At 72.8% G+C, this 23,282-nt stretch carries 20 protein-coding genes and 1 tRNA gene; 9 read left to right on the top strand and 12 right to left on the bottom strand.

Annotation, left to right across the window (positions count from 1 at the left end; translation table 11 throughout):
- Positions 1-92: 92 nt before the first annotated feature.
- The 3 genes from pfkB to AB0E62_RS07940 all read right to left on the bottom strand — a co-directional run bounded on the left by pfkB (position 93) and on the right by AB0E62_RS07940 (position 3,468).
- Positions 93-1,040: a 1-phosphofructokinase gene (pfkB, locus tag AB0E62_RS07950; RefSeq protein ID WP_362189712.1), complete on the bottom strand. Its 948-nt coding sequence runs from the start codon at positions 1,038-1,040 to the stop codon at positions 93-95.
- Positions 1,037-1,798, bottom strand: coding sequence for a DeoR/GlpR family DNA-binding transcription regulator (locus AB0E62_RS07945; protein ID WP_362189710.1), 762 nt, complete (start codon positions 1,796-1,798; stop codon positions 1,037-1,039). The genes pfkB and AB0E62_RS07945 overlap by 4 nt, the downstream gene beginning before the upstream one ends.
- Positions 1,799-1,956: 158 nt before the next feature.
- On the bottom strand, positions 1,957-3,468 hold the full coding sequence (locus tag AB0E62_RS07940; protein WP_362189707.1) for an MFS transporter: 1,512 nt from the start codon (positions 3,466-3,468) through the stop codon (positions 1,957-1,959).
- Positions 3,469-3,530: 62 nt separating this feature from the next.
- Between AB0E62_RS07940 and AB0E62_RS07935 the strand changes: the two genes are divergently transcribed.
- Positions 3,531-4,526: a WYL domain-containing protein gene (locus AB0E62_RS07935; protein ID WP_362189704.1), complete on the top strand. Its 996-nt coding sequence runs from the start codon at positions 3,531-3,533 to the stop codon at positions 4,524-4,526.
- Positions 4,527-4,735: 209 nt separating this feature from the next.
- Here AB0E62_RS07935 and AB0E62_RS07930 read toward each other — a convergent pair whose 3' ends face one another.
- Positions 4,736-5,482 (bottom strand): TetR family transcriptional regulator, encoded by a 747-nt coding sequence (locus AB0E62_RS07930; RefSeq protein WP_362190131.1) that lies wholly within the window; start codon positions 5,480-5,482, stop codon positions 4,736-4,738.
- A 640-nt stretch (positions 5,483-6,122) separates the two neighbouring features.
- Positions 6,123-7,121 (bottom strand): sigma-70 family RNA polymerase sigma factor, encoded by a 999-nt coding sequence (locus AB0E62_RS07925; protein WP_030779177.1) that lies wholly within the window; start codon positions 7,119-7,121, stop codon positions 6,123-6,125.
- Between the two features lie 180 nt (positions 7,122-7,301).
- Between AB0E62_RS07925 and AB0E62_RS07920 the strand changes: the two genes are divergently transcribed.
- Positions 7,302-7,820 (top strand): N-acetyltransferase family protein, encoded by a 519-nt coding sequence (locus AB0E62_RS07920; RefSeq protein WP_362189701.1) that lies wholly within the window; start codon positions 7,302-7,304, stop codon positions 7,818-7,820.
- Positions 7,821-7,848: 28 nt separating this feature from the next.
- Here AB0E62_RS07920 and AB0E62_RS07915 read toward each other — a convergent pair whose 3' ends face one another.
- Positions 7,849-8,640: a class III extradiol ring-cleavage dioxygenase gene (locus AB0E62_RS07915; protein ID WP_362189698.1), complete on the bottom strand. Its 792-nt coding sequence runs from the start codon at positions 8,638-8,640 to the stop codon at positions 7,849-7,851.
- Positions 8,641-8,748: 108 nt separating this feature from the next.
- Here AB0E62_RS07915 and AB0E62_RS07910 point away from each other — a divergent pair, with 108 nt between their 5' ends.
- Positions 8,749-9,258 carry a MarR family transcriptional regulator gene (locus AB0E62_RS07910; RefSeq protein WP_362189695.1) on the top strand — a complete coding sequence of 170 codons (510 nt, stop codon included), beginning with the start codon at positions 8,749-8,751 and terminating at the stop codon, positions 9,256-9,258.
- 28 nt (positions 9,259-9,286) lie between these two features.
- Here AB0E62_RS07910 and AB0E62_RS07905 read toward each other — a convergent pair whose 3' ends face one another.
- Both AB0E62_RS07905 and AB0E62_RS07900 read right to left on the bottom strand, forming a co-directional pair.
- Positions 9,287-10,825: an MFS transporter gene (locus AB0E62_RS07905; protein ID WP_362189692.1), complete on the bottom strand. Its 1,539-nt coding sequence runs from the start codon at positions 10,823-10,825 to the stop codon at positions 9,287-9,289.
- A 206-nt stretch (positions 10,826-11,031) separates the two neighbouring features.
- Positions 11,032-11,679, bottom strand: a complete 648-nt coding sequence (locus AB0E62_RS07900) for a TetR/AcrR family transcriptional regulator (RefSeq protein WP_362189689.1) — start codon at positions 11,677-11,679, stop codon at positions 11,032-11,034.
- Positions 11,680-11,955: 276 nt separating this feature from the next.
- Here AB0E62_RS07900 and AB0E62_RS07895 point away from each other — a divergent pair, with 276 nt between their 5' ends.
- The 3 genes from AB0E62_RS07895 to AB0E62_RS07885 all read left to right on the top strand — a co-directional run bounded on the left by AB0E62_RS07895 (position 11,956) and on the right by AB0E62_RS07885 (position 15,517).
- On the top strand, positions 11,956-13,260 hold the full coding sequence (locus AB0E62_RS07895; RefSeq protein ID WP_362189687.1) for a M6 family metalloprotease domain-containing protein: 1,305 nt from the start codon (positions 11,956-11,958) through the stop codon (positions 13,258-13,260).
- Between the two features lie 199 nt (positions 13,261-13,459).
- Positions 13,460-15,133, top strand: coding sequence for an IclR family transcriptional regulator C-terminal domain-containing protein (locus tag AB0E62_RS07890; protein WP_362189685.1), 1,674 nt, complete (start codon positions 13,460-13,462; stop codon positions 15,131-15,133).
- Between the two features lie 311 nt (positions 15,134-15,444).
- Positions 15,445-15,517 (top strand) — tRNA-Arg (locus AB0E62_RS07885).
- Between the two features lie 198 nt (positions 15,518-15,715).
- Here the strand turns inward: AB0E62_RS07885 and AB0E62_RS07880 are convergent.
- The 3 genes from AB0E62_RS07880 to AB0E62_RS07870 are packed head-to-tail and all read right to left on the bottom strand — an operon-like array spanning position 15,716 to position 18,375.
- Positions 15,716-16,408 (bottom strand): response regulator transcription factor, encoded by a 693-nt coding sequence (locus tag AB0E62_RS07880; RefSeq protein WP_362189682.1) that lies wholly within the window; start codon positions 16,406-16,408, stop codon positions 15,716-15,718.
- A complete protein-coding gene (locus AB0E62_RS07875) occupies positions 16,405-17,559 on the bottom strand; it encodes a sensor histidine kinase (protein ID WP_362189679.1) in 1,155 nt (384 codons plus the stop codon). Before AB0E62_RS07875 ends, AB0E62_RS07880 begins: the two co-directional genes overlap by 4 nt.
- 27 nt (positions 17,560-17,586) lie before the next feature.
- On the bottom strand, positions 17,587-18,375 hold the full coding sequence (locus AB0E62_RS07870) for a hypothetical protein (RefSeq protein WP_362189676.1): 789 nt from the start codon (positions 18,373-18,375) through the stop codon (positions 17,587-17,589).
- A 649-nt stretch (positions 18,376-19,024) separates the two neighbouring features.
- Between AB0E62_RS07870 and AB0E62_RS07865 the strand changes: the two genes are divergently transcribed.
- Complete coding sequence (locus AB0E62_RS07865) at positions 19,025-19,246, top strand: hypothetical protein (RefSeq protein WP_030615846.1); 222 nt, start codon at positions 19,025-19,027, stop codon at positions 19,244-19,246.
- Between the two features lie 889 nt (positions 19,247-20,135).
- Here the strand turns inward: AB0E62_RS07865 and AB0E62_RS07860 are convergent.
- Entirely contained in the window at positions 20,136-21,395 is a 1,260-nt protein-coding gene (locus tag AB0E62_RS07860) for an MFS transporter (RefSeq protein ID WP_362189673.1), read from the bottom strand.
- 96 nt (positions 21,396-21,491) lie between these two features.
- On the opposite strand from AB0E62_RS07860, the gene AB0E62_RS07855 reads away from it, so the two are divergent.
- Both AB0E62_RS07855 and AB0E62_RS07850 read left to right on the top strand, forming a co-directional pair.
- Positions 21,492-22,466, top strand: a complete 975-nt coding sequence (locus tag AB0E62_RS07855) for an ArsR family transcriptional regulator (RefSeq protein WP_362190129.1) — start codon at positions 21,492-21,494, stop codon at positions 22,464-22,466.
- 214 nt (positions 22,467-22,680) lie between these two features.
- Entirely contained in the window at positions 22,681-23,187 is a 507-nt protein-coding gene (locus AB0E62_RS07850) for a glutathione peroxidase (RefSeq protein ID WP_362189671.1), read from the top strand.
- The last annotated feature ends 95 nt before the right edge of the window (positions 23,188-23,282 follow it).

The raw sequence follows: 23,282 nt of genomic DNA, 5'->3' as shown, positions 1-23,282 counted from the left end.
GGCGGTACGGAACACGGAACCGGCCTGTCCGCCCGGCCGGTGGAAGCACGACCGGCGAAGGCCCGGGCGGGCGCCGCGCCGGACGAGCGGCGTCATGACACCTGCTCCCTCAGCTCCCGGCCCAGCGGAACCTCCGCCGTCACGGTCACCGCCGCCGGATCCAGGTCGGCCGGCACCGGCATCACACTCCCCGGAAGCCCGACCGCCGCCGCACCGTACGCGACAGCACAGGCCAGGGCCTCGGGGCCGGTGCCGCCGGCGATGAGGAAGCCGGCCAGGGAGGCGTCCCCGGCGCCGACGTTGCTGCGGACGGCGGGCACGCGCGCGCTGCCGAACCAGGCGCCGGCGTCCGACACCAGGAGCTGGCCGTCGGCGCCCAGGCTGGCCAGGACGGCGCGCGCACCCAGCGCGCGCACCTCCTCGGCCGCCTTCAGCACGTCGCCCACGGTGGCCAGGGGGCGCGCGACGGCTTCCGCCAGTTCCTCCGCGTTCGGCTTCACCACGTCGGGCCGCGCCCGCAGCGCCTCCAGGAGGGCGGGACCCGAGGTGTCCAGCGCGATCCGTGCCCCCGCGGCGTGCGCCCGCGTGACGACGTCGGCGTACCAGGAGGGCGCGAGCCCCCGGGGCAGGCTGCCGCAGCAGGCGATCCAGTCGGCGGCGCGGGAGTGCGACCGTACGGTGTCCAGCAGGAGTTCCTGTTCGGCCGCCGACAGTTCCGGGCCCGGCGCGTTGATCTTCGTGAGCACCCCGTCGGCTTCCGCGAGCGCGATGTTGGAGCGGGTGGCGCCGGCCACCGGGACCGGCGCGACCTCGATGCCCTGCGCGTCCAGCAGCTCGGCGACGAGCGCGCCCGGCGCCCCGCCCAGGGGCAGGACCGCGACCGTGCGCCGGCCGGCGGCGGCGACGGCCCGGGAGACGTTCACGCCCTTGCCGCCGGGGTCCACGCGCTCGCCGTCGGCGCGGACGACCTCGCCCCGCTCCAGGGCGGGCACCTCGTAGGTGCGGTCGAGGGACGGGTTCGGAGTGACGGTGAGGATCACGCGCGCACCACTTCCGTGCCGCCGCGCTCGATGGCGGCGGCGTCCTGGGGGCTCAGCCCGCTGTCGGTGACCAGCAGGTCCACCTCGCCGAGGCCGCCGAAGCGGGCGAAGTGCTCCTGGCCGTGCTTGCCGGAGTCGGCCAGCAGCACCACCCGCCGGGCGGCGCCGACCGCGGCCCGCTTCACCGCGGCCTCGGCGAGGTCGGGGGTGGTCAGACCGTGCTCCGCGGAGAAGCCGTTGGCGGCGACGAACAGCACGTCGGCGCGGATCTCGCCGTACGCGCGCAGCGCCCAGGCGTCCACGGCGGCGCGCGTGCGGTGCCGTACCCGGCCGCCGACCAGGTGCAGCTGGATGCCCGGGTGGTCGGCCAGCCGGGCGGCGATGGGCAGGCTGTGTGTGACGACGGTGAGGGACGCCTCCAGCGGGACGGCCGCCGCGAGGCGGGCCACCGTCGTACCGGCGTCGAGGATCACCGTGCCCTCGGGGGGCAGTTCGGCGAGGGCCGCCCTGGCGATGCGGTCCTTCTCGTCGGCGGCGGTGGTCTCGCGCTCGGCGAGGTCCGGCTCGAAGTCGAGGCGGCCGACGGGGATGGCACCGCCGTGCACGCGGCGGACGAGTCCGGCGCGGGCGAGGGCCTTCAGATCGCGGCGGATCGTCTCCGCGGTGACCTGGAACTCCTCGGCCAGCGAGAGGACGTCCACCCGGCCGCCGTCCCGGGCGAGCCGGAGGATCTCCTGCTGCCGCTCCGGTGCGTACATGTCCGTTCGCCTCCGCCGCATGCCCGAACGTGTGGTTTCCCCGGGAGGTTACGTCCGGCGCCTCGGAAAGTAAACAGATTCGGATCCACATCGGGCATGAACGGACAACGCAACGGCCCGGCACCTGAACGGTGCCGGGCCCGCACGGCCGTACGTCGTCAGTGCACCAGCTCCGGCTCAGCCTCCCGCTCCCCCGCCGGTGCCTCCTCCCCCGCGCCCTCCACGTGCTGGGCCGGGCGCTTGGGCAGGGCGGACATCAACAGGAAGATCACGCCCATGATCCCGGCGACGTACCACAGCGCGTGCTGGAAGGCGGCCACGAAGGCCGGGCCGATCCGGTCCAGGGCGAGCCGGTCGCCGATCCGTCCGTAGAAGACCACCGACACCAGTCCCAGCCCGAGCGCGTTGCCCATCTGCTGCACGGTGTTGATCAGCCCGGACGCGGAACCGGCGTGCTCGCGCGGCACCTCCGAGAGCACCGCGTCGGTCAGCGGCGCGACGATCAGACCCATGCCGAGCCCCATCACGACCAGCGGCAGGGCCATCTGCCAGGGCGCGATGGCGAGGCCGTAGCGGCCGGCCTCCCACAGGTAGAGCAGCACGCCCGCGCCCATCACCAGCGCGCCCGTCCGGAGCACCTTCCGGCCGAACCGCGGGACCAGCCGCTGCACCGACAGCCCGGCCGCCGTGGACACCGCGAGCGAGAACGGCACCCCGGTCAGCCCGGCCCGCAGCGGGCTCCAGCCCAGGCCGATCTGCATGTACAGCGTCCAGACCAGGAAGAAGATGCCGAGCGCGACCCCGAACACCGTCTGTACGGCGATCCCGGCGGCGAAACTCTTCACCCGGAACAACGACAGCTCGACCAGCGGGGAGCCGTCCCGCGCCGCCTTGCGCCGCTCGTACGCCACCAGTCCCGCGAAGACGACGAGGGCGCCGGCCATCGAGCCGTGTCCCCACAGCGGCCAGCCCAGCTCGCGGCCGCGGATGAGCGGGTAGAGCAGCATGAGCAGGCCCAGCGTGACCAGTGCGACCCCGACGAGGTCCAGCTTCAGCGCCTTGGGGGCCCGGGACTCGCTGATGAACCGGCGGCCCAGCAACCAGGCGAGGACACCGACGGGCAGGTTGATGAGGAAGATGGGCCGCCACTCCAGGCCGAACAGGTTCCACTCCGTCAGCAGCGCGCCGAGCAGCGGGCCGGAGACCGCGCCGAGGCCGACGATCGCGCCGAACAGGCCGAAGACCTTGCCGCGTTCGTGGGCCGGGAAGGTGGCGTGCACGATCGAGAGCACCTGCGGCACCATCAGCGCGGCCATGCCGCCCTGGAGGAAGCGGGAGGCGACGAGCATCTCCGGGTTCGCCGCGAAGCCGCACAGGGCGGAGGCGAGGGTGAAGCCGCCGATGCCGACGAGGAACAGCCGCTTGCGGCCGTGGATGTCACCGAGCCGGCCGCCGGTGATCAGTCCGGCGGCGAAGGCGAGGGCGTAGCCGGCGGTTATCCACTGGATCTGCCCGACCGAGGCGTGTTCGGTGCGCTGGATGGACGGGATGGCGATGTTGACGATCGTCACATCCACGAGGTCCATGAAGGCCGCGGTCATGACGATGGCCAGGGCGAGCCAGCGGGTGCGGTCGGCGGGGGCCGCGAGCGACGTAGGGGTGGTGGTCATGGGACGAACCTAGGGCGCCGATAGGTCAGATCCTGTCCTGAAGGTGCGGCATGCTCGTCGCCATGACGACCGACACGCCGGCCCGGCTGCTCCAGCTGCTGTCCCTGCTCCAGACGCCCCGTGAATGGCCCGGGGGTGAGCTGGCCGGCCGGCTGGGGGTGTCCCGGCGGACCGTGCGGCGGGACGTCGACCGGCTGCGGGAGCTGGGCTATCCGGTGCGGGCGACGCGGGGCACGGACGGCGGGTACCGGCTGGTCGCGGGCAAGGCGATGCCGCCGCTGGTGCTGGACGACGAGGAGGCCGTGGCCATCGCGGTGGGGCTGCGGGCCGGTGCCGGGCACGCCATCGAGGGGGTGGACGAGGCGGCCGTACGGGCGCTGGCCAAGCTGGAGCAGGTGCTGCCGTCCCGGCTGCGCCACCGGGTGTCCACGCTCCAGGCCGCGACGACCCCGCTGACCCTCGGCGACGGGCCGAGCATCGCGCCGGAGACGCTGACCGTGATGGCGTCCACGGTGGCCGGGCACGAGCGGCTGCGGTTCGCCTACCGCGACAAGGACGGCAGCGCCTCCCGCCGGCTGACCGAGCCGCACCGGCTGGTGTCGACGGGGCGGCGCTGGTATCTGGTCGCCTACGACGTCGACCGGGCGGACTGGCGTACCTTCCGGGTCGACCGGGTGAGCGAGCCGTTCGCGACCGGCGTCCGGTTCGCGCCGCGGGAGCTGCCGACGGGGAGCGCCGCGGAGTACCTGCGGCAGTCCATCCACCGGCAGCGGGAGACGTACGCCTTCGAGGTGCGGTTCGCCGCGCCGGCCGACCGGATCTCCGCGCGGGTCCCGGCCTGGGTCGGGGTGCCCCAGGACGACGGCGCGGGCGGCTGTGTCCTGCGGGGCACCACGGGCGATCCGATGGAGTGGCTGGCGGTGCGGCTGGCGATGACGGGGGCGGAGTTCGCGGTGCGCGGGCCGGCCGGACTGGTGGACTGCGTACGACGGCTGGGCGACCGCCTGAGCAGGGCGGCCGAGGCCGGGCAGGGAACCGCGGAGGCCTCAGGGACCTAGCACGGCACTTCCGGACCGGCCCTCCTCCGGATCCTCACCCCACGCGAAGTCCCGCAGCGCGCGCAGATTCCGCACGGCCAGGACCGCGGTGACGGTGACCGGGGGCGGAGTTCGCGGTGCGCGGGCCGGCCGGACTGGTGGACTGCGTACGACGGCTGGGCGACCGCCTGAGCAGGGCGGCCGAGGCCGGGCAGGGAACCGCAGAGGCCTCAGGGACCTAGCACGGCACTTCCGGACCGGCCCTCCTCCGGATCCTCACCCCACGCGAAATCCCGCAGCGCGCGCAGATTCCGCACGGCCAGGGCCGCGGGGCCCTCGGATCCGGTGGGGTGGGTCGCCGTGGCGGCCCAGGCCTCGACGGCGACGCGTACGGCGGCCCCTGCCACGGCCGCCGCGAACCGGAGCCGCGGGGTGAGCCGTACCGGTTCCGCGGTGCCGCACTCCGGAACCCGCGCGGAATCCGCGGCGCCGCACTCGGGGCCGGACCGAGCCGGGCCCGGCGTGCCGCACTCCGGGCCGGGCCGCGGGGGCTCGTGGGGTGCCGGGGGCGTCGGGCCGGCCGTCCGGGACGCGAGGATCTCCGCCAGCGCGCCCTCCGACGCCTGGCACACCTCCGCCCAGACCTTGCGCAGGGCGGGACTGGTGCCGGCCAGGCGGACCAGGGTGCGCAGCCACTCCCAGGACGCGGCCGAGACGCCGAGGCCGGGGGTCAGGGTGTGCCGGACCGCGTGTTCCAGGGCCTGCGGAACGGGCAGGTCGGCCGGGGCCGTGCGGACCGCCTCGATCCAGCGCTGGGCACCGGCGGCATAGAGGGGGGCGACCGCCTCCTCCTTGGTGGCGAAGTAGCGGTAGAACGTGCGCGGGGCGACGCCCGCGGCCTGGGCGATGTCCTCGGCGCGGGTCGCCCGCAGGCCCTGCCGGACGAACAGGGCCGCCGCCGCCCGGGCGATCTCCATCCGTGTCTCGGCCTTCCGGCGTTCGGTGAGGGACACCGGCGCGGAGGCGTAAAACGGCTGGTGGGCGGTGCTTTGGGTGGTGCTCATGCCCGGCAGGCTATGCCCGTGTGGCAGAATCTGCCATCCGGCGGTCCACCCCGGGGTTCAGGTACGGGGTGGGCCGCCGTTCCAGTTCTCCCACGCCTGCGGGACGCGGCGACACCCGCGCCGCACGTGCCGGACACGCCCACCGTGAAGGCCGGGCCCCGGCGCCTGGGGGGGGATAGGCGCCGGAGCCCGGCTCGGGAGGTCCCGCCGCCGGGGGGATGTGCGTCGGGACGTGGCTCGCGTGGGTCGGCCGGCGTCGTCGTCGGCCGGTGGTGCGGTGTGGGGGTGTGGCGGGTGGGGAGTGCCGGCCCCGGGCCCCGCTTGCGGGCCCGGAAGGGTTGTTCCCTCGGGCCCGGCGGTTGAAGCGGCGGGACCGCGCCATGTTTGCGCCGTCTTTCGCCACCCGAGCCGCCCGGCGCGCACCAGACGGGGCAGTGCGCCGGTGGCGGTTCCCCTACGGGGGCTCCCCCGGGGCCGTCCGCCACGCCGCTGACGGGGCTCCCCCCGGGGCCGTCCGCCGCGCCGCCGTCACGCCGCTGCTGTCTCGCCGCCGTCACGCCGCCGCGTCGAACCCCGTGTCGCGGGCCAGCTTCTTCAGCTCCAGCAGGGCGTGCTTCTCGATCTGCCGGATGCGCTCACGGGTGAGGCCGTGCTCCTTGCCGACCTCGGTCAGCGTGCGCTCGCGGCCGTCCTCGATGCCGTACCGCATCTTGATGATGGAGGCCGTGCGCTGGTCCAGGCGGCCGATCAGGTCGTCCAGTTCCTCGCTGCGCAGCAGGGTGAGGACCGACTGCTCCGGGGAGACCGCCGAGGTGTCCTCCAGCAGGTCGCCGAACTGGGTCTCGCCCTCGTCGTCCACCGACATGTTCAGCGAGACCGGGTCGCGGGCCCAGTCCAGGACGTCGACGACGCGCTCCGGCGTCGAGCCCAGCTCCGCGGCGATCTCCGCGGGCTCGGGGTCGCGGCCGTGCTCGCGGTTGAACTCGCGCTGCACCCGGCGGATGCGGCCCAGCTCCTCCACCAGGTGGACGGGGAGCCGGATCGTGCGGGACTGGTCGGCGATGGAGCGGGTGATGGCCTGGCGGATCCACCAGGTGGCGTACGTGGAGAACTTGAAGCCCTTGCGGTAGTCGAACTTCTCCACGGCGCGCACCAGGCCGGCGTTGCCCTCCTGGATCAGGTCCAGCAGGGGCAGGCCGCTGCGCGGGTACCGCCGGGCGACCGCGACGACCAGTCGGAGGTTGGAGCGGATGAAGACGTCCTTGGCGCGCTCACCGGCGGCGACCAGGGCCTCGAGCTCCTCGCGGGTGGCGTCCGTCCGGGACTCCTCCTCGCCGTCGAGCACCTGCTGCGCGAAGACACCCGCTTCGATGGTCTGGGACAGCTCGACTTCCTTGGCGGCGTCGAGCAGCGGCGTACGCGCGATCTCGTCGAGGTACATGCCGACCAGGTCGCGGTCTGCGATCTCGCCGCCATGAGCGCGAACACTGCTTGCCGAGTCGGCCGTCTCGCCGGTGGCGGACTGACGACGGGCGACGGCACGGGTTGCCATGCGTGCTCCCTTGCGATGGTGGTCGGGCGGGTGGTCCTGGCGAACGCGCGGCACTGAAGGGACTCTCTCCGAGTGCCCTGCATCCGAGGGAAACAACGACTGGAATCCGGACAGAATTCCCAACCCGCCCCGCAAATTTTCTGATCATGCAGTACCCTGTCCGCCACACAGGGAGGCCAGATGCCGCCGGAGCATGCCGAAGTGCAGGTCAGACCGGGAATCGAGGCAGACCTCGACGCCCTGACGGCGATCTACAACCACTACGTCCGTGAGACGGCCATCACATTCGACACGACCGTCTTCACCCCTTCGGAGCGCCGCCCCTGGCTGCTCTCCCACCCGGAAGACGGCCCGCACCGGCTGATGGTTGCCACGGACGCCGGCTCGCGGCGGATCCTGGGGTACGCCACCTCCAGCCCCCACCGACCGAAGCCGGCCTACGGGACGTCCGTGGAGACCTCGGTGTACGTCGCCCCGGAGGCGGGCCGGCGCGGCACCGGCACCCTGCTCTACGAGGCCCTGTTCAAGGCGCTGGCCCGGGAGGACGTCCACCGGGCCTACGCCGGGATCGCCCAGCCCAATGAGCCCTCCGAGCGGCTGCACGCCCGCTTCGGCTTCCGGCACGTCGGCACGTTCCACGAGGTCGGCCGCAAGTTCGGCCGCTACTGGGACGTGGCCTGGTACGAGAAGAGGCTCTGAGCGGGGCGCGTCCGGTCCGGACCGCTTCTCATCCGAACTGCACGGACCGCTTCGCCATTCCCATCCAGAAACCGTCGATCACCGACTCCGGCGCGTCCGGCCCGCCGCCGGACTCCGCCGCGCCCATGGCGACGAAGAGCGGGGCGAAGTGCTCGGTGCGCGGATGGGCGTAGCGGCCGGCCGGGGCCTTGTCCAGGAAGTCCAGCAGGGCGTCCCAGTCGCGGGCCTCCAGCGCCCGCCTGCCCCAGTCGTCGAACTCCGCCGACCAGCTCGGCACGCCCGGTCCGGTGTGGCGCAGGGCGGCGAGGTTGTGGGTGAAGAAGCCGGAGCCGACGATCAGCACCCCCTCGTCGCGCAGCGGGGCGAGCCGGCGGCCGAGGTCCATCAGGCGGACCGGGTCGAGGGTGGGCAGGGAGATCTGCAGGACGGGGATATCGGCGTCCGGGTACATCTCGACGAGCGGGACGTAGGCGCCGTGGTCGAGGCCCCGGTCGGGAATGTCCTGCACGGGGAGCCCGGGGGCGCGCAGCAGCTTGCGGACGGCGTCGGCGAGCGCGGGGGCGCCCGGGGCGGCGTAGCGGACCCGGTAGTAGTGCTCGGGGAAGCCCCAGAAGTCGTACACCAGCGGGACGGTCTCGACCGCGCCGAGGGCGAGCGGGGCCTCCTCCCAGTGCGCGGAGACCATGAGGACGGCGCGCGGGCGGGGCAGGGCGGCGGACCAGGCGGCGAGCTGGCCGGGCCAGACCGGGTCGTCGGCGAGCGGCGGGGCGCCGTGGCTGAGGTACAGGGCGGGCATGCGCTGCTGGGCGGTGGCGGACATGCGCGGCGGCTCCCGGGGTAAGACCTTGCTTGAATTCTCAAGTTTCAGCCCGGAACCCTACCCGTCGCTTGTTCAACTTTCAAGAAGACGCCTCGTAGAGTGGGACACATGAACAAGGCACCGGACTCCGCCGCGGCACCCCGCTGGCTGACCGCCGAGGAACAGTACGTCTGGCGCGCCTACCTGCACGCCACCATGCTCCTCGAGGACCACCTGGACCGGCAGCTCCAGCGCGACGCGGGCATGCCGCACGTCTACTACGGCCTGCTCGTAGGCCTCGCCGAGGCACCGCGCCGCCGGCTGCGGATGACCGAGCTGGCGATGCAGGCGAAGATCACCCGCTCCCGGCTCTCGCACGCCGTGGCCCGGCTGGAGAAGAACGGCTGGGTCCGCCGGGAGGACTGCCCCGCCGACAAGCGCGGCCAGTTCGCCGTGCTCACCGACGAAGGCTTCGAGGTGCTGCGGCGCACCGCTCCCGGCCATGTGAGCGCCGTCCGCCAGGCGCTGTTCGACCGGCTGAGCCCGGAACAGCAGAAGGCCCTCGGCGAGATCATGGAGATCGTCGCCGAGGGCCTCCAGCCCGAGGAAGCGGGTGCGGACCTGCCCTGGCTCCGTTAGACCGCCGGGCGGCTCACCGCAGCGGCGGTCAGTGGGCCACCACCGGCACCGGCACCTCGTCCTCGGCACCCTCGCCCGTCATCACGGCCGTCATGTTCGGACGGCCGGCGTTGACGAAGGTGAAGGCGATCAGCGAGGCGAGCGCCAGGATGCCGACGGCGACCCAGATCGCCGCGGTGTAGCCGTGCACCATGCCCTGGAGCCCCACCAGTTGCTGCTGCGGCTTGCCGGTGGCGGTGGCGATGTGGTCCTTGACGTACGAGGTGGTCGCCGAGGAGGCGATGGTGTTCAGCAGGGCGGTGCCGATCGCGCCGCCCACCTGCTGCGAGGTGTTGACCATCGCGGAGGCGACACCGGCGTCCCGGGGCTGGACGCCCTGGGTGGCCAGGGACATCGCCGGCATGAACGCCGTGCCCATGCCGAGGCCGAGCAGCAGCATGGCGGGCAGCAGCAGCGCCGGGTACGAGGAGTCGATCTCCAGCTGGGTCAGCAGCAGCATGCCGACGCCGGCCACCAGGAAGCCGGGGCCCATCAGCAGCCGGGCCGGCAGCCGGGTCATCAGCCGGGTGCCGATCTGGGTGGAACCGGTGATCATGCCGACCACCATCGGCAGGAAGGCGAAACCGGTCTTGACCGGCGAGTAGCCCTTCACGATCTGCAGGTAGTAGGTCAGGAAGAGGAACAGGCCGAACATGCCGATGATCGCGAGGCCCAGCGAGAGGTAGATGCCGCCGCGGTTGCGGTCGGTCACCACGCGCAGCGGCAGCAACGGGGCCTTGACCTTGGCCTCGACCAGCACGAACGCGAGCAGCAGCACGACGGACGCGACGAACATCGTCACGGTCACGGTGTCGCTCCAGCCGTCGGACTCGGCGCGGGTGAAGCCGTAGACGAGCGCGACCAGGCCGAGGGTGGACAGCAGGACGCCCGGGATGTCGAGCGGGTTGCGGTTGCGGCCGCCCTCCGGCTCGCGGATGACGAAGTAGGCGCCGGCCGCGGCGACCACGGCGAACGGGACGTTCACGAAGAAGGTCCAGCGCCAGTTCAGGTACTCGGTGAGGAAGCCGCCGAGGATCAGGCCGACGGCACCGCCGCCGCCCGCGATGGCGCCGTAGATGCCGAACGCCTTGGCGCGCTCCCGGGCGTCCGTGAACATCACGGCGAGCAGGGACAGCGCGGCCGGGGCGAGCAGCGCGCCGAACACGCCCTGGAGGGCGCGGGCGCCGAACATCAGCGGGCCGGTGGTGGCGGCACCGCCGAGCGCGGAGGCGGCGGCGAAGCCGGCCAGGCCCAGCACGAAGGTGCGCTTGCGGCCCCACAGGTCGGCGACCCGGCCGCCGAACAGCAGCAGACCGCCGAAGGCGAGCGCGTAGGCGGTGATCACCCACTGCTTGTTGCCGTCGGATATCCCCAGGTCCTCCTGGGCGGCGGGCAGGGCGATGTTCACGATGGTGGCGTCGAGGACGACCATCAGCTGGGCGAGCGCGATGAAGACGAGCGCCTTCCAGCGGTTGGCGTCACCGCTCGGGGCGGCGACGCCGGCAGCCTTGCGGGCTGTTTCGGACATGGAGATACCCACTTCAGGACTTCAGAGCCTCGGAGCTTCGGCACTCAGGGCTGGTGACGGACGGCGAGGTGACGGACGGCTTGGTGACGTCTACAGCATGAAAAATGACGAGAAAACGGAACAAGGCGGAACGGTGAACAGAAAGGAAACGATCGTTCGAACCGCCGTACTGTCGGTGGACCGGGCGCGGGAGCTGAACTGATCGGTCAGGAGGCGCGCAACTCCCTGATGCTGATGGCCTCGCCCGGCAGGGCGGAGCGGGCGGGCGCCCGCAGGCCGTCGAGGAACAACTGCAGCAGGCGGTGGACGAAGCGGTCACCGCGCGGGCAGTCCGTGCCGGCCGGGGGCCGGCTCAACTGGCCCACGGCGACGGTCAGATCGCCCACGCCGACGTCCGGCCTGAGCTGCCCCGCCGCCTTGGCCCGGCCCATGACCTCCTCGATGAGCCGCTCGACGCGCTCACGGGAGGCCTCCAGGTCGGGATGGTGCTGGTCGAACGTGCCGGACACCATGGGGCACAGCGCACCGATCCGCTCGTCGGCGGCGGCGTGCACGAAGTGCTCCAGGGCGGCGAAGGCGTCCCCGCCCTCCGCGAGAGCCTGCTCGGCCACCTCGGCCGTGCGGTTCATGACGGAGCAGACGACCTCGCGGACGAGGGCGTCCCGGTCGGGGAAGTTGCGGTACACCGTGGCGTTGCCGACGCCGGCCCGGCGGGCGATCTCGTCGATCGGCACGTCCGGGCCGTCTTCGACGAGCATCTCCCGGGCGGCGGCGACGATCCGCTCCCGGTTGCGCAGGGCGTCGGCGCGCGGCCGGGTCACCTTGCGCTCGGCGGGGGCGGTGGCGGCGGTCACGGAGTACTCCTTGGATCGAGGGGCGAACCGGGGACCGGCTCCCCGTTTCGCTCGGACACAGGGCTAAACGGGGAAAGCATCCCCGGTTATTTCCCGCTCGCCGGGAGAAATGCTGTGACCTGGGACACAATCACCGACCGCCCGGTTTCACCCGTCCGCGGACCCGGTTTCCCACCACCGGTCTCCTCCAGCGCGCGCCCGCCGCCCCGCCGCCCCAGGGTGAGCGCAAGGGTGCAGCCGGAGACCGGCGGCTGCCGTGGCGCGAAAGGTCCCTGCATGCAGCCGCAGCCCCGCCGCCGCATACGCCCGCGCCGGGTGGCCGCCCTGACCCTGGTGACCGCACTGACCCTCGCGGTCGGCACCTCGGCCGGGACCGGACACCTGACGGCGCCCACCGCCTCCGGGCCCGCCGGCCCGGCCCGCTCCTCCGCGCTGGTCCCCTGCATGATCCGTGGCGGTCTGGACGTGCAGATGACCGAGGGCCTGCCCACCCCGCCCGGCTACTCCCGCTCCACCGGCACGGTCCACGCCCTGACCCTGATGGTCGACTTCTCCGACGCGGTCGGCGAGGGCGACGCCATGGACCGCTTCCACGAGTTCTTCCCGCGCACCCAGGACTGGTTCCACACCTCGTCGTACGGCCGTCTCGACTACCGCCCCGAAACACCCGTCGCCGGCTGGCTGCGCATGCCGAAGCCCTTCCAGGAGTACGGCATAGAGCGCGGCGCGCCCTTCGACCCCGGCTACCGCAGTCTGGTGCAGGACCTCGTGGCCGCCGCCGACCCGAAGGTGGACTTCCGCGACTACGACCTGCTGAACGTGCTCGTCACCCCGAACGCCGGCCCCTCCGCCCTGGACACCGTGCTGTCCGTGACCTTCGCCGGCAACGACGACGCCCCGGTCGCCGACGGCGTGCGCATCTCCAACGCCTCCTTCGTCTACTCCCGCCAGGACGACGGCTCCGGCTCCTACGACCGCACCGGCTACCGGGTGCTGCCGCACGAGAACGGCCACACCTTCGGCCTGCCCGACCTGTACACGCAGGACGGCGGGGGCGCGGTCGGGCACTGGGACATCATGAGCGAGGACTGGGGGGCCAACAACGACCTGCTCGGCTGGCACAAGTGGAAGCTGGGCTGGCTGGACGGCGGCCAGGTCGGCTGCGCGGCGGGAGGGGGCAGCGCCGAGTTCACCCTCTCCCCCCTGTACCAGCAGGGCGGCGGCAAGCTGGTCCTCATCCCGGTCACCGCGCGCACCACCTACGCGCTGGAGGTCCGCGCCCAGGGCGGCAACGACGAGGCGGTGTGCCGCCCCGGCGTCCTCGTCTACCGGATCGACGCGGCGGTGGACACCGGCCGCGGTCCGGTCACCGTCTTCGACAGCCACCGCGGCAGCGGCGGCTGCACCCGCAGCCCCAACGTCCACGCCGAACTCTCCGACGCCCCCTTCGTCCCGGGCGAGACCTTCAAGGACCCACGGCACGGGATCAGCGTGCGGGTGCTCTCGACCGACGCGGAGGGCAACTACCGGGTCCGGGTGAGCCGGGGCGGAGGGGTGATGCAGGTGGCGGACGAGTCTTGAGGGGCGGGGCGGTGACGCAGGTGGCGGACGAGTCGTGAGGGGCGGGGCGGTGACGCACGTGGCGGACGAGTCGTGAGGGGGGTGGGGCGCGCGGGCGGCGCACGGCCCCCGCACCGACCCGTACGGGACCGCCGGCCCCGTCGCCCGCTCCCCCACGGGGTTTACCGTAGGCGTGCCCCGACGCCGTACCGGAGAGACGATGCCCGCGATGACCGCAGTGGATGCCGACGCACGCGCCGGGGCCGGGGAGCCGGCGGAGGCGGTCGGGCCGCTGGTGCGCGGGGTGGGGGTGCTGCGCCGGCTGTCCGGGGCGGGCGGCACGCTGAGCCCGAGCGCGCTGGAACGGGCCACCGGCCTCGCCCGCTCCACGGTGGACCGGATCACCGCGACCCTGGCCCGCATGGACTACGTACGCCTGGACGGCCGGGACGTCGTCCTCACCCCCGGTGTCATGGACCTGGGCAACGCCTACCTGGCCGCCCTGCGCCTGCCCGCCCTGCTCGGCGCCCGCGCCGACGCCCTCGCCGACGAACTGGACGAGTCGGTGTCGCTGGCGGTCGCCGACCGCGACGGCATCCGCTTCATCCACCAGGCCACCCGCCGCCGCGCGCTGTCCGTCAGCTTCCGCATCGGCGACCTGCTTCCGGCCGAACGGACCGCGCCCGGCGCGCTGTTCGCCACCGAGTGGACGGAACGCGACTGGGCCCACTGGCGGACCCGCCGGACCGGGGACCCCCGTGACACGGCGTTCCCGGCCGTACCCCCGCGCCCGGAACCCGCCATGTCACATGACACCACCGAAGCCATGGACGCGGCCGTCGACGCGACCGTCGACGCGGCCTTCGCGGACCGGGTGCGGGCGGCCCGCCGGGACGGCTGGGCCCTGGACGACCAGCTGATCGAGCCGGGCCTGGTCGCGGTCTCCGCCCCGGTGCACGACCCCCGTACCGGCCGCGTGGCATGCGTGGCGAGCGTGGTCAGCCACACCAGCCGGCACCCTGCGGCGGACCTGCCCACCACCCTCCTGCCCCGGCTGCGTAAGGCGGTGGCGGCGATGGAGGCCGACCTGCGCACCGCGCCCCCGCCCGAGCCGGGGCCCGCGCCCGCCGGACTCGCGACCTGGACGACGGCGTCCAAGCAGGAACTGGGCCGGGACTTCGTGGAGTCGCTGGCCCGGGGCCTGACGGTGCTGACGGCGTTCGGCGCGGGCCGCTCGGCGCTGTCCCTGACGGACGTGGCCCGGGCGACCGGCCTGTCCCGGGCGACCGCCCGCCGGGCCCTGCTCACCCACGAGCACCTGGGCCTGGTGACCACCGCCGCCCACGAGGACCGCGCCTACGCCCTCACCCCGCGCGTCCTGGATCTCGGCTTCCCGCCCCTGACCCGGACCTCGCTCCCCCGCCTGGCCGAACCGCACCTGCGGGCGCTGGCGGAGCGGGTGCACGAGCCGACGGCGCTGGCGGTGCTGACAGCCGACGGTACGGAGATCCAGTACACGGCGGGCGCGGCCACGAGCCGTGTCCTGACCGTGCGCATACCGGTGGGCGCGCGCCTGCCGGCCGCCGCGACCTCCCTGGGCCGCGTCCTCCTGGCGGACACCGACGATGCCCTGTCCCCGAAACTGGCCGGGATCAGGGCTCAGGGATACGCCCTGGCCGACGAGGAACTGGAGTCGGGCCTGCGGTCGGTCGCCGTACCGGTCCGGGACCGGACGGGCCGCGCGGTCGCCGCCGTGAACGTGGCCACCCACGCGGCCCGCCGCACCCTGGAGGACTGCGTCCGGCACCTCCTCCCCGCGCTACGCGCGACGGCCGACGACATCCAGCGGGACCTCCACCGCGCGTCCCGCTTCACCCAGGTCCCCACGACCTGACTCCCGTACCGGGCCTCTTCAACCCGGAGAGCGGCCACCGGCGAAGGACGGGCCGAGCCGCGCAGCACCTCGGGGCCGCGGTCCCGCACGGCCGCGACGGTGAGCAACTCCACCTCGACCAGCGCCGCCGGCAGCGGCCGGCCGGCGCCCCGGGCCTCCCGCAGGGCGGCCTCCGCCACGCCCACCTGATGCCCACGCTTCCACACACCCACGGCGCCCCGCCCCCGCCCGGCCGCACCCCCGGTACACCGAGCACACCACCCGCTACACTGACGACGGCGACCAGACCCACACCGGTCGATCACCACCCCGCCTTCGTAGCTCAGGGGATAGAGCACCGCTCTCCTAAAGCGGGTGTCGCAGGTTCGAATCCTGCCGGGGGCACAGAGAAACACCTGGTCAGAGGCCCTGCCGTCCCAGTTGGCGGCAGGGCCTCTGAGGCTTGCAGCACACATGAGGTGCGCGTCGGTGGGCAGCTGTGACGCGACTCTCCTGCAGGACGCGCCGACCTGCCGCACGTACGACAACATGATCGACCGACCGTCTCGGGGCTGTGATGAGAGCCGTCTGTCCCGTGCCTCCTCACGCTCCACGTCGGCGGTCGCCCACCAGCCCGGTCTCGTAGGCGACGATTACGAGCTGGGCACGGTCACGCGCACGCAGCTTGGTGAGCAAGCGTCCGATATGGGTCTTGACCGTGGCCAGGCTCAGGTGGAGATGTTCTGCGATTTCTGGGTTGGACAAACCCCGCGCGATCAAGCCGAGCACCTCCAACTCCCGGTCGGTGATCCCGTCCAGCGAGCGGCTGGGCGGCCGCGCAGGCTCCGGACGGCGGGCGAACTCCGCGATCAGGCGGCGGGTCACCGAGGGAGCGAGCAGCGCCTCGCCCGAGGCGACGACGCCGATGGCGGTGAGGACCTCGGGCGGCGGGGTGTCCTTGAGCAGGAAGCCCGCGGCGCCCGCGCGTAGGGCGGCGTAGACGTACTCGTCCAGGTCGAAGGTGGTGAGGATGAGGACACGGACGCCGGGCAGGGCCGGGTCGGAGCAGATCTGCCGGGTCGCCTCGATGCCGTCGAGGTCCGGCATACGTATGTCCATCAGCACGACGTCCGGCCGTTCGCGGCGGGCGAGTTCGACGGCTTCCGCTCCGTTCACGGCCTCGCCCACGGCCGTCATACCAGGAGTGTGATCGACGAGGACCCGGAAGCTGCCGCGCACCATCGCCTGGTCGTCGGCGATCAGTACCCGGACGGGGGTCACGTCGGTCGTGGTCATTGGTTCCCTTCGGCCGGCAGGCGGACGGACACCGCGAAGCCACCCTCCGGCCGGGGGCCCGCCTCGAAGCTGCCGCCGTACATCATCGCGCGCTCCCGCATCCCCAGAAGGCCATGCCCGCCTGGAAGTCCGTGGACCGCCTGTCTGAGTGCGGACGGTGGCCCCTCGTCCATGATGTCGATGCGGACCTCTCGCGCGTCCGCCTCGACTGTCACCTGGCAGTCGGTCGGTGCTGCGTGCCGGACCACGTTGGTGATGGCCTCCTGGACGATCCGGTAGATGGTCAACTGTGTCCCCTCGGCCAGGCCCTCCACGGCGTGCACAGTCAGATCGACGTCCACCCCCGCCTGGTGTGCCTCCTCGGCAAGCAAGTCGAGTCGGTCGAGATCCGGTACGGGTCCCAGGGGTGCGCCCTCAGTGCGCAGCACGCCGAGCGTGCGCCGCATCTCGGCCAGCGCGGAACGGCTCGTCTCCTCGATAACCTTGAGGGCAGCACGTGCCTCCCGCGGGTCGGCCTCCGCCACATGCCCGGCGACGCCCGCCTTGACGGCGATCAGGCTGAGGTTGTGCGAGACGATGTCGTGCAGCTCGCGGGCGATCCGCAGACGTTCCTCGTCCAGTGCGCGCTCCGACCGGCGCCGCTGTTCACGGGCGGCCTCGGCCCGGCGGCCGCGCACGGTGAACCCGACGCCCCAGGCCCCGCCGATCGCCAGGAACACGAGCCCGGCCACCCCTACGGCGCCCCGCCAGTCCTCGGCGGGAGTGACCACCGCTTCCCCGATGTAGACAGCACCGCACGCCACCGGCAGCGACACCGCGAGTGCGGGCACGGACCGGCGGATGGGCTCGGCCAGTCCGACGAGGTAGGCCGCAAGCCCGGCGGCGGCAAATGGCTCACGGGGGATGTCGAGGAGCGATGCCACGGCTAGGGCGGCCAGTACGGCCACCAGGACGGCGAGCGGCCATCGGCGGCGTACGGCGACCGGCAGGCCGACCATGGCTGCGATCAGACAGCCGAGCCAGAACGGTCCTGTGTAGACGGGCTGGCCGTCGTCGGCAGTCAGCCGGGCGAAGCCGATGTACACGGCGGTCAGGGCCAGAGCCGCGCCGAGGTCGAGGGCGTAGAGATGGCGCTGCCGCTTGGGCTTCATGGCCCGACCGTACTTGGACGTGTGCACTCAGCCGGCCTGTCCCAGCAGCACCATCAGCCCAAGCGTCACCAGGGTCAGCGGTACCCAGCGCAGCACCGCCGCCCGGCTGGGACGGGGTGCCGCGCACAGCAGCGCCAGCCCCAGCGGCACCAGTGCGGCGCACAGTCCGGCCAGGGCCACCAGCGACAGAGGGGTCGTCCCCTTGAGCACGCCGAGGGGCAGTGCCGCGGTGAGGCCGAGCGCGGCAGCGCGGGCCGGGCCGAGCACCCGGGTGCGCCAGGCGCCGAGGGCAAGGACAATCCACCCGGTGAGAATGGCGAGGTTCAGCGTGGCGAAGACGTGGAAGGCACCGTAGCCGGCGGAGACCGCTTCGGTGGCGGGCCCGACCCCTTGGGAACGCACCAGCTGAAAGGCCAGATGGTCCACCCCCGCGTGGAAAGCGCGGGCGAAAAGCCCGAACATCACCAGGACCCCGCCCCACAGGCCCCAGCCGGCACTCCGCGCCCCGATCCGTGCGGCTAACACCGCCACAGCGGGCCAGAGCAGCAGGCTGCCCGCGGCAAAGAGGCCGTATGCGGTGGCCATCAGGGAGGGGCGCCGCTCGTACGCGGCGAGTTGGTCAGGGAAGAAGAAGTGGAAGCGTGCCCGCAGCAACGCGCCGGTCAGCATCAGGAGTGGGCCGACCACCATGGCCGTGCCGCCCACCCAGCGCCCGGGGAAGCCGGTGGCCTCCCACCGCTCCACAGGCAGCGCGCCACGCAGTCGGGCGCCGATCGTCGTGACCGGGGCGGCCATGGACGTCGTCGGGTTCGTCATGCTGACGACGATGCCTTCGCCGTCCCCTGCAGGGCATCGGACCAGGAGCTGAACTGCAGGGTCATACCTGGGTCTGACCCGTCGCGCCGCCTGAACAGGCACCGCGTCCAGCCCTCCGCATGAGCAACTGACGCCTTACCAGGAAGGCATCCCTGCGGAACACATTCGGCACACACGCGGGTGTCGCAGGTTCGAATCCTGCCGGGGGCGCCAGGTCAGAGGGGCCTCACAACGGATTTCCGTATGTGAGGCCCCTCTGACATCCACTTCTGACATCAACGCGGGCGGTCACTGACGACCAGGGCGGTGATCCAGGATCTTCATCACGACGCGGGGCGCGACTCCGGCCGCAGTGAGAAGGGGTGGCCGTGCCGGGCATCGTGCAGCCTGATGACGCGGAGTCCGGGTGGCGAAGACGTAGTCGGCGTCCTGCCGCTTCTCCTCCGCCTCGACACGAGCCGATAGCGTGACTGGGTGCCATGTGGCTGACTGCAGGGGTCAACCATGGTCAGTGAGTGGGAACCTACGGTTTAGTTTCGAGCTCACCAGGTCTCGAAACCGCAGGTCAGTGGCATGAAGCGGTCGCTTCCGTCCGGATCTGTGCCGATGGCCACAGCGAAACGGGCTACACGTAGGCGCATACTGAGTCATGACAAAGCCTGCTGCGCCGAAGCGTCATCTGCCTACCAGCCCCTTCAAGGCTCCGGTCACACCGGCTCCCAAGCACTTCGCCGTGGGCGACCAGGTCACACACGACATGTACGGCCTCGGCCGAGTCATCGGCATCGAGGACGGAATCGCGGCGCTCGTAGATTTCGGCTCGGCGCAAATGCGGATCTTGAGCCCGTACGGCAAGATGACCAGGCTGTAGGACCGCTGTGCCCGGTCACGGCACACCAGGCCCCTTCAGGGACCTGTACCGGAAGAGAGTCCTCTCATCGATCTGACGTCGCTGTTTTCCGCCCTGGAAGGGCAACCCCGCTGCTCCGCCGCAGCATCGCCGCCTCCGACAACGACCAGCCCCTTCCAGGCCCCCGACTTCGGGGAAGACGAGACCTTGCCACTCGAAGCACAGGAGCCCGCCTCGGACCTACGCTCGGCGCGGCCCAAGGCAGCCTGGGTCCACGACTGACGGCGGCTCCGGCAACTGGCCGCGGGCCGTCTCCCAGACTGCGGTGAAGAGTGTGGCCGCCTCAGTCTCCGTCTCGTTCAGCCCTGTTCACCGTCGTTCGGACGAGAAAGCGTGCGCCGCCGAGCAACCTCCCTGACCCGCCGTGCACCGCTGCGCGGAGCAGTGCGCCTTCCACAGACGACATGTGCCCGGCAATCCTGCACTGGTCCGCACGATGGTCGGGACCGGGGTGGGAGACGTGGCTCGTACGCAGTCCAGGTGTGGAGCGCTCACGGAGAAGGGCACTCGCTGCCGGCGGCTGGCGATGGTCGGCGCGTCGCGATGCGATCTGCACCGTGGCGAGTGGTCGTCGTACACCATCGCGAAGCGCAAGGAAGCCGAACGCAAGGTGAAGGCACGCAAGCGTCGCAAGTGATCCCAGCCTTTGTGAGGGGACATCCATAGCCGACATCAACGACGACGGACAGCAGCAGCGCGGCGCGGTCCACAAGGCCACGGTTGTCCTGCGGAGCACGGAGGGACAGGCGGTCAGACCGAGGTGACGGGCCTCCGGAGGGGATGCCGATACGCCGGCAACTTGTCGTCGGTCTCCTCTGTCATCCGGCTCACCGGTCGCTCATGTCTTCCCTCACAATTCACGGGTGCGGCCGTTCCGCTCGAGCGTGCTCTCCACCACGCCGGGAGAGTCGGTGGTCCGCAGGACAGGAAGAGAGCTGCCCCGCTGTCCTGTTCCGGTGTGCCGCGCTGCCGCGGCCAGTGCCAGGGTGACGCAGACCGAGCCCCCCGCCATCGCCGTCATCGCCGCAGCGGGTGAGGTGAGCTGGGCCAGGGTGCCCGCTGTCGTGGCGCTGATGCCCTGGAGGGTCAGCATGCCCGCCGAGTGCAGTCCCAGGGCCTGGCCCGCCATGGTGTCCGGGGTCAGCCGCATCAGCCGTTCCTGCTGGATCAGCCCCGCCCCGTAGCCGGCCGACGCCACGGTCACGCAGGCAGCCGCCACCGGTAGCGGCGGGTGGGCGCAGAACACCAGGAACGGGGTCGCCAGCAGGAGCAGCAGGGGGGTGGCCAGGCGGGCGCGGACTGGGGCGGGGAGGAGGCGGCCGACCGTCACGTCCCCGGCGAACATGCCGAGCGCCCCGCATGCGAACAGGGTGCCGGCCGCGTGCGGGGCGTACGACACGTACAGCGACTCGCAGCCGACGACCATGCCGTTCGGCAGCCACAGGCCCAGGTACGTCAGGCGGCGCGGCCGGGACGACCACAGCACGGCGTTGACGCGCCAGGTCGCCGACGCCGAGGGGCGGCCGGCCGTGCGGGGCGGACGGGCGGTCAGGCCGTGCCGCAGGACGAGCGCCGCCGTCAGGTACAGGGCCGCCGCCAGCAGCAGGCAGGCGCGCGGGGAGAGCACGGTCAGCAGGGCGCCTCCGGCGGCGAACCCGGCGACCTGCGTCACACCGTTCACCATGTTGAACAGTGAACGCCCGGGCAGATAGCCGTCCTTGGTGAGGATCTCGTTCAGCAGACCCCAGCGGACCCCGCCGCCGAGCGAGGCGACGAGGCCGAGCGGCAGGAGCACGGCGAGGAGCGCGCCGGCCGGGAGACCGGGCAGCGCCTGGACCGCCGTACCAGCCGCCAGGGCCAGGGCGACCGTCGTCATGGCGGTACGCGGAGGCAACCGGTCGGCGCCGGAGAGCAGCACGGTGGCACCCAGCACCTGGACGAGCGACTGGCCGAACATGCTCAGCGCCGACAGCAGCGGGGAGCCCGTCGCCCGGAACACCAGTGTGCCCAGGGCGAGGTCGCCGACGGTCTGGGCGGCGGTCTGCGCGGCCGTGCCGAGGAAGAGCGGGGTGAACTCGGGGGTACGGAACAGGGAGCGGTAGCCGGTCATGGTCCCGGAGTCTCGGCCGGGCCGCCGGGGGCCCGTTATCGTTTCGCCCGCGCGCGAAAGGTCGTACGGCGAGGAGTCCCGGGGGAGGTGCGGCTCGTGGGGTGGTGGCAGCTCGACGCGGACACGCTTGCCCGGAGCCGGTTCGTCGTCTCTCCCCTCGCCGAGACCTTCGGGTGCCTGAAACTGCTGCACTCCGGGCAGGGGGCGCATCCCGGGGAGCACGCCTGGCTGGGCACCCATCTGCCCGCCTACCGGGACCGGCTCGCGGCGGACCCGGTGACGGCTCGGCTGGTGCGGGCGGGGCTGGGCCGGGAATGGATCGCGGACTTCCTGACGCCCACCCCGCGCCCCGGGGAGGACTTCGCCGCGGAGGTCGCCCGGGTGCGCGCGGTCGGTCCCGGCGCCGCCCGGGCCCATCTGCGGCGCTCGCTCGCCGGGCCGCTGCCCGCCGTGCTCGACCGGGACGACCTGCCCGAGCGGGCGGCCGCGCTGCTGGAGTGGGTGTGGGAGGAGACCGTACGGCCCTCCTGGGAGCGGCGCCGGCGGGTGCTGGAGGCGGATGTGCTGGCGCGGACCGCGCGGCTGGGCCGGGACGGCTGGGCGAGTGCGCTGGGCGGGCTGCGGCCGGGCGGGACGCGCTGGCTCGGGGAGAACCGGTTCCAGGTCAATCTGCACGAGTATCCGCCGCGCGACATCTCCGGCGCCGACCTGATTTTCGTGCCGGTGACCCCGCAGCGGCAGGGCTGGGTGTCCTGGGCGGACGGGGAGCGGTACGCCGTGGTCTACCCGTGCGACGGTGTGCTGGCCGGCGACGGCGGCCGTACGGTGCCGGCGGGGCTGAGCGCCCTGCTGGGGCCGGCCCGGGCCGGAGTGCTCGTCCTGCTCCGCTCGCCCCTGAGCACGACCCAGCTGACCGCCGTGACCGGTCAGGGCCTCGGCTCCGTCGGGCGCCATCTGAAGGTGCTGCGGGAGGCCGGGCTGGTGGAGCGGCGCCGGGCCGGGCGGGCGGTGCTGTACGCGCGGACGGCGGCGGGGGACGTCCTGGTCGAGGCGGGCGGACCGGACGCGTGAGGCGGTGACAGACCTCCCGGCCGAAGCAGGTGGACCGGCGCGTGAGGCAGCGGCGGACTCCCTGGCCGAGGCCGACGGACCGGACGCGTGAGGCAACGGCGGACCCTCTGGCCGAGGCCGACGGACCGGACGCGTGAGGCAACGGCGGACCCTCTGGCCGAGGGGCCGGACCGGACGCAGGAGACGGCGGGCCGTGGGGCTAGCATCCGGTGGCATGACGACTACTGAGCACAGCGGCTCCCCGCTGGACGTCGAGATCGGTGCCCTCCAGGGCGGCTCCGCGGAGCTGTCGCGGCTGGCGGGCAAGGCCGTCCTCGTCGTGAACGTGGCCTCCAAGTGCGGCCTGACCCCGCAGTACTCGGCGCTGGAGGAGCTGCAGAAGCGGTACGGGGCGCGTGGCTTCACCGTGCTGGGCGTGCCCTGCAACCAGTTCCTCGGGCAGGAGCCGGGCAGCGCCGAGGAGATCGCGCAGTTCTGCTCGGCGACCTACGGCGTGACCTTCCCGCTGACCGAGAAGGTGGAGGTGAACGGCCCGGGCCGGCACCCGCTGTACGAGCGGCTCGTCGGGTTCGCCGACGCCGAGGGGCACAGCGGGGACATCCGCTGGAACTTCGAGAAGTTCCTGATCGGCCGGGACGGCCGGGTCGTCGCCCGGTTCTCGCCGCAGACCGTGCCGGACTCGGCCGAGGTCGTCGCCGCGATCGAGTCCCAGCTGGACTGACCCGGCTGCCCGCGTCCGCGTCCCGTACCGGCCGGCCGGGACAAGCGGCGAGCCCTCTCGGCAAGGACGGCGACTGGTCGAGAGGGCTCTTGGTG

It is taken from the genome of Streptomyces sp. NPDC038707 (assembly GCF_040636485.1).
In the GTDB taxonomy this organism is placed as follows: domain Bacteria; phylum Actinomycetota; class Actinomycetes; order Streptomycetales; family Streptomycetaceae; genus Streptomyces.
This window is presented reverse-complemented; position numbering and strand designations above follow the sequence as displayed.

What these genes read in the sequence shown, in the direction of transcription:
- AB0E62_RS07870 (WP_362189676.1), bottom strand. Translation starts at nt 18,375, where the DNA reads ATGACGAACCCGACGACGTCCATGGCCGCCCCGGTCACGACGATCGGC.
- AB0E62_RS07905 (WP_362189692.1), bottom strand. Translation starts at nt 10,825, where the DNA reads ATGTCCGAAACAGCCCGCAAGGCTGCCGGCGTCGCCGCCCCGAGCGGT.
- AB0E62_RS07895 (WP_362189687.1), top strand. Translation starts at nt 11,956, where the DNA reads ATGCAGCCGCAGCCCCGCCGCCGCATACGCCCGCGCCGGGTGGCCGCC.
- AB0E62_RS07935 (WP_362189704.1), top strand. Translation starts at nt 3,531, where the DNA reads ATGACGACCGACACGCCGGCCCGGCTGCTCCAGCTGCTGTCCCTGCTC.
- AB0E62_RS07910 (WP_362189695.1), top strand. Translation starts at nt 8,749, where the DNA reads ATGAACAAGGCACCGGACTCCGCCGCGGCACCCCGCTGGCTGACCGCC.
- AB0E62_RS07880 (WP_362189682.1), bottom strand. Translation starts at nt 16,408, where the DNA reads ATGACCACGACCGACGTGACCCCCGTCCGGGTACTGATCGCCGACGAC.
- AB0E62_RS07920 (WP_362189701.1), top strand. Translation starts at nt 7,302, where the DNA reads ATGCCGCCGGAGCATGCCGAAGTGCAGGTCAGACCGGGAATCGAGGCA.
- AB0E62_RS07945 (WP_362189710.1), bottom strand. Translation starts at nt 1,798, where the DNA reads ATGTACGCACCGGAGCGGCAGCAGGAGATCCTCCGGCTCGCCCGGGAC.
- AB0E62_RS07865 (WP_030615846.1), top strand. Translation starts at nt 19,025, where the DNA reads ATGACAAAGCCTGCTGCGCCGAAGCGTCATCTGCCTACCAGCCCCTTC.
- AB0E62_RS07925 (WP_030779177.1), bottom strand. Translation starts at nt 7,121, where the DNA reads ATGGCAACCCGTGCCGTCGCCCGTCGTCAGTCCGCCACCGGCGAGACG.
- AB0E62_RS07875 (WP_362189679.1), bottom strand. Translation starts at nt 17,559, where the DNA reads ATGAAGCCCAAGCGGCAGCGCCATCTCTACGCCCTCGACCTCGGCGCG.
- AB0E62_RS07930 (WP_362190131.1), bottom strand. Translation starts at nt 5,482, where the DNA reads ATGGAGATCGCCCGGGCGGCGGCGGCCCTGTTCGTCCGGCAGGGCCTG.
- AB0E62_RS07940 (WP_362189707.1), bottom strand. Translation starts at nt 3,468, where the DNA reads ATGACCACCACCCCTACGTCGCTCGCGGCCCCCGCCGACCGCACCCGC.
- AB0E62_RS07890 (WP_362189685.1), top strand. Translation starts at nt 13,460, where the DNA reads ATGCCCGCGATGACCGCAGTGGATGCCGACGCACGCGCCGGGGCCGGG.
- AB0E62_RS07860 (WP_362189673.1), bottom strand. Translation starts at nt 21,395, where the DNA reads ATGACCGGCTACCGCTCCCTGTTCCGTACCCCCGAGTTCACCCCGCTC.
- AB0E62_RS07850 (WP_362189671.1), top strand. Translation starts at nt 22,681, where the DNA reads ATGACGACTACTGAGCACAGCGGCTCCCCGCTGGACGTCGAGATCGGT.
- AB0E62_RS07915 (WP_362189698.1), bottom strand. Translation starts at nt 8,640, where the DNA reads ATGTCCGCCACCGCCCAGCAGCGCATGCCCGCCCTGTACCTCAGCCAC.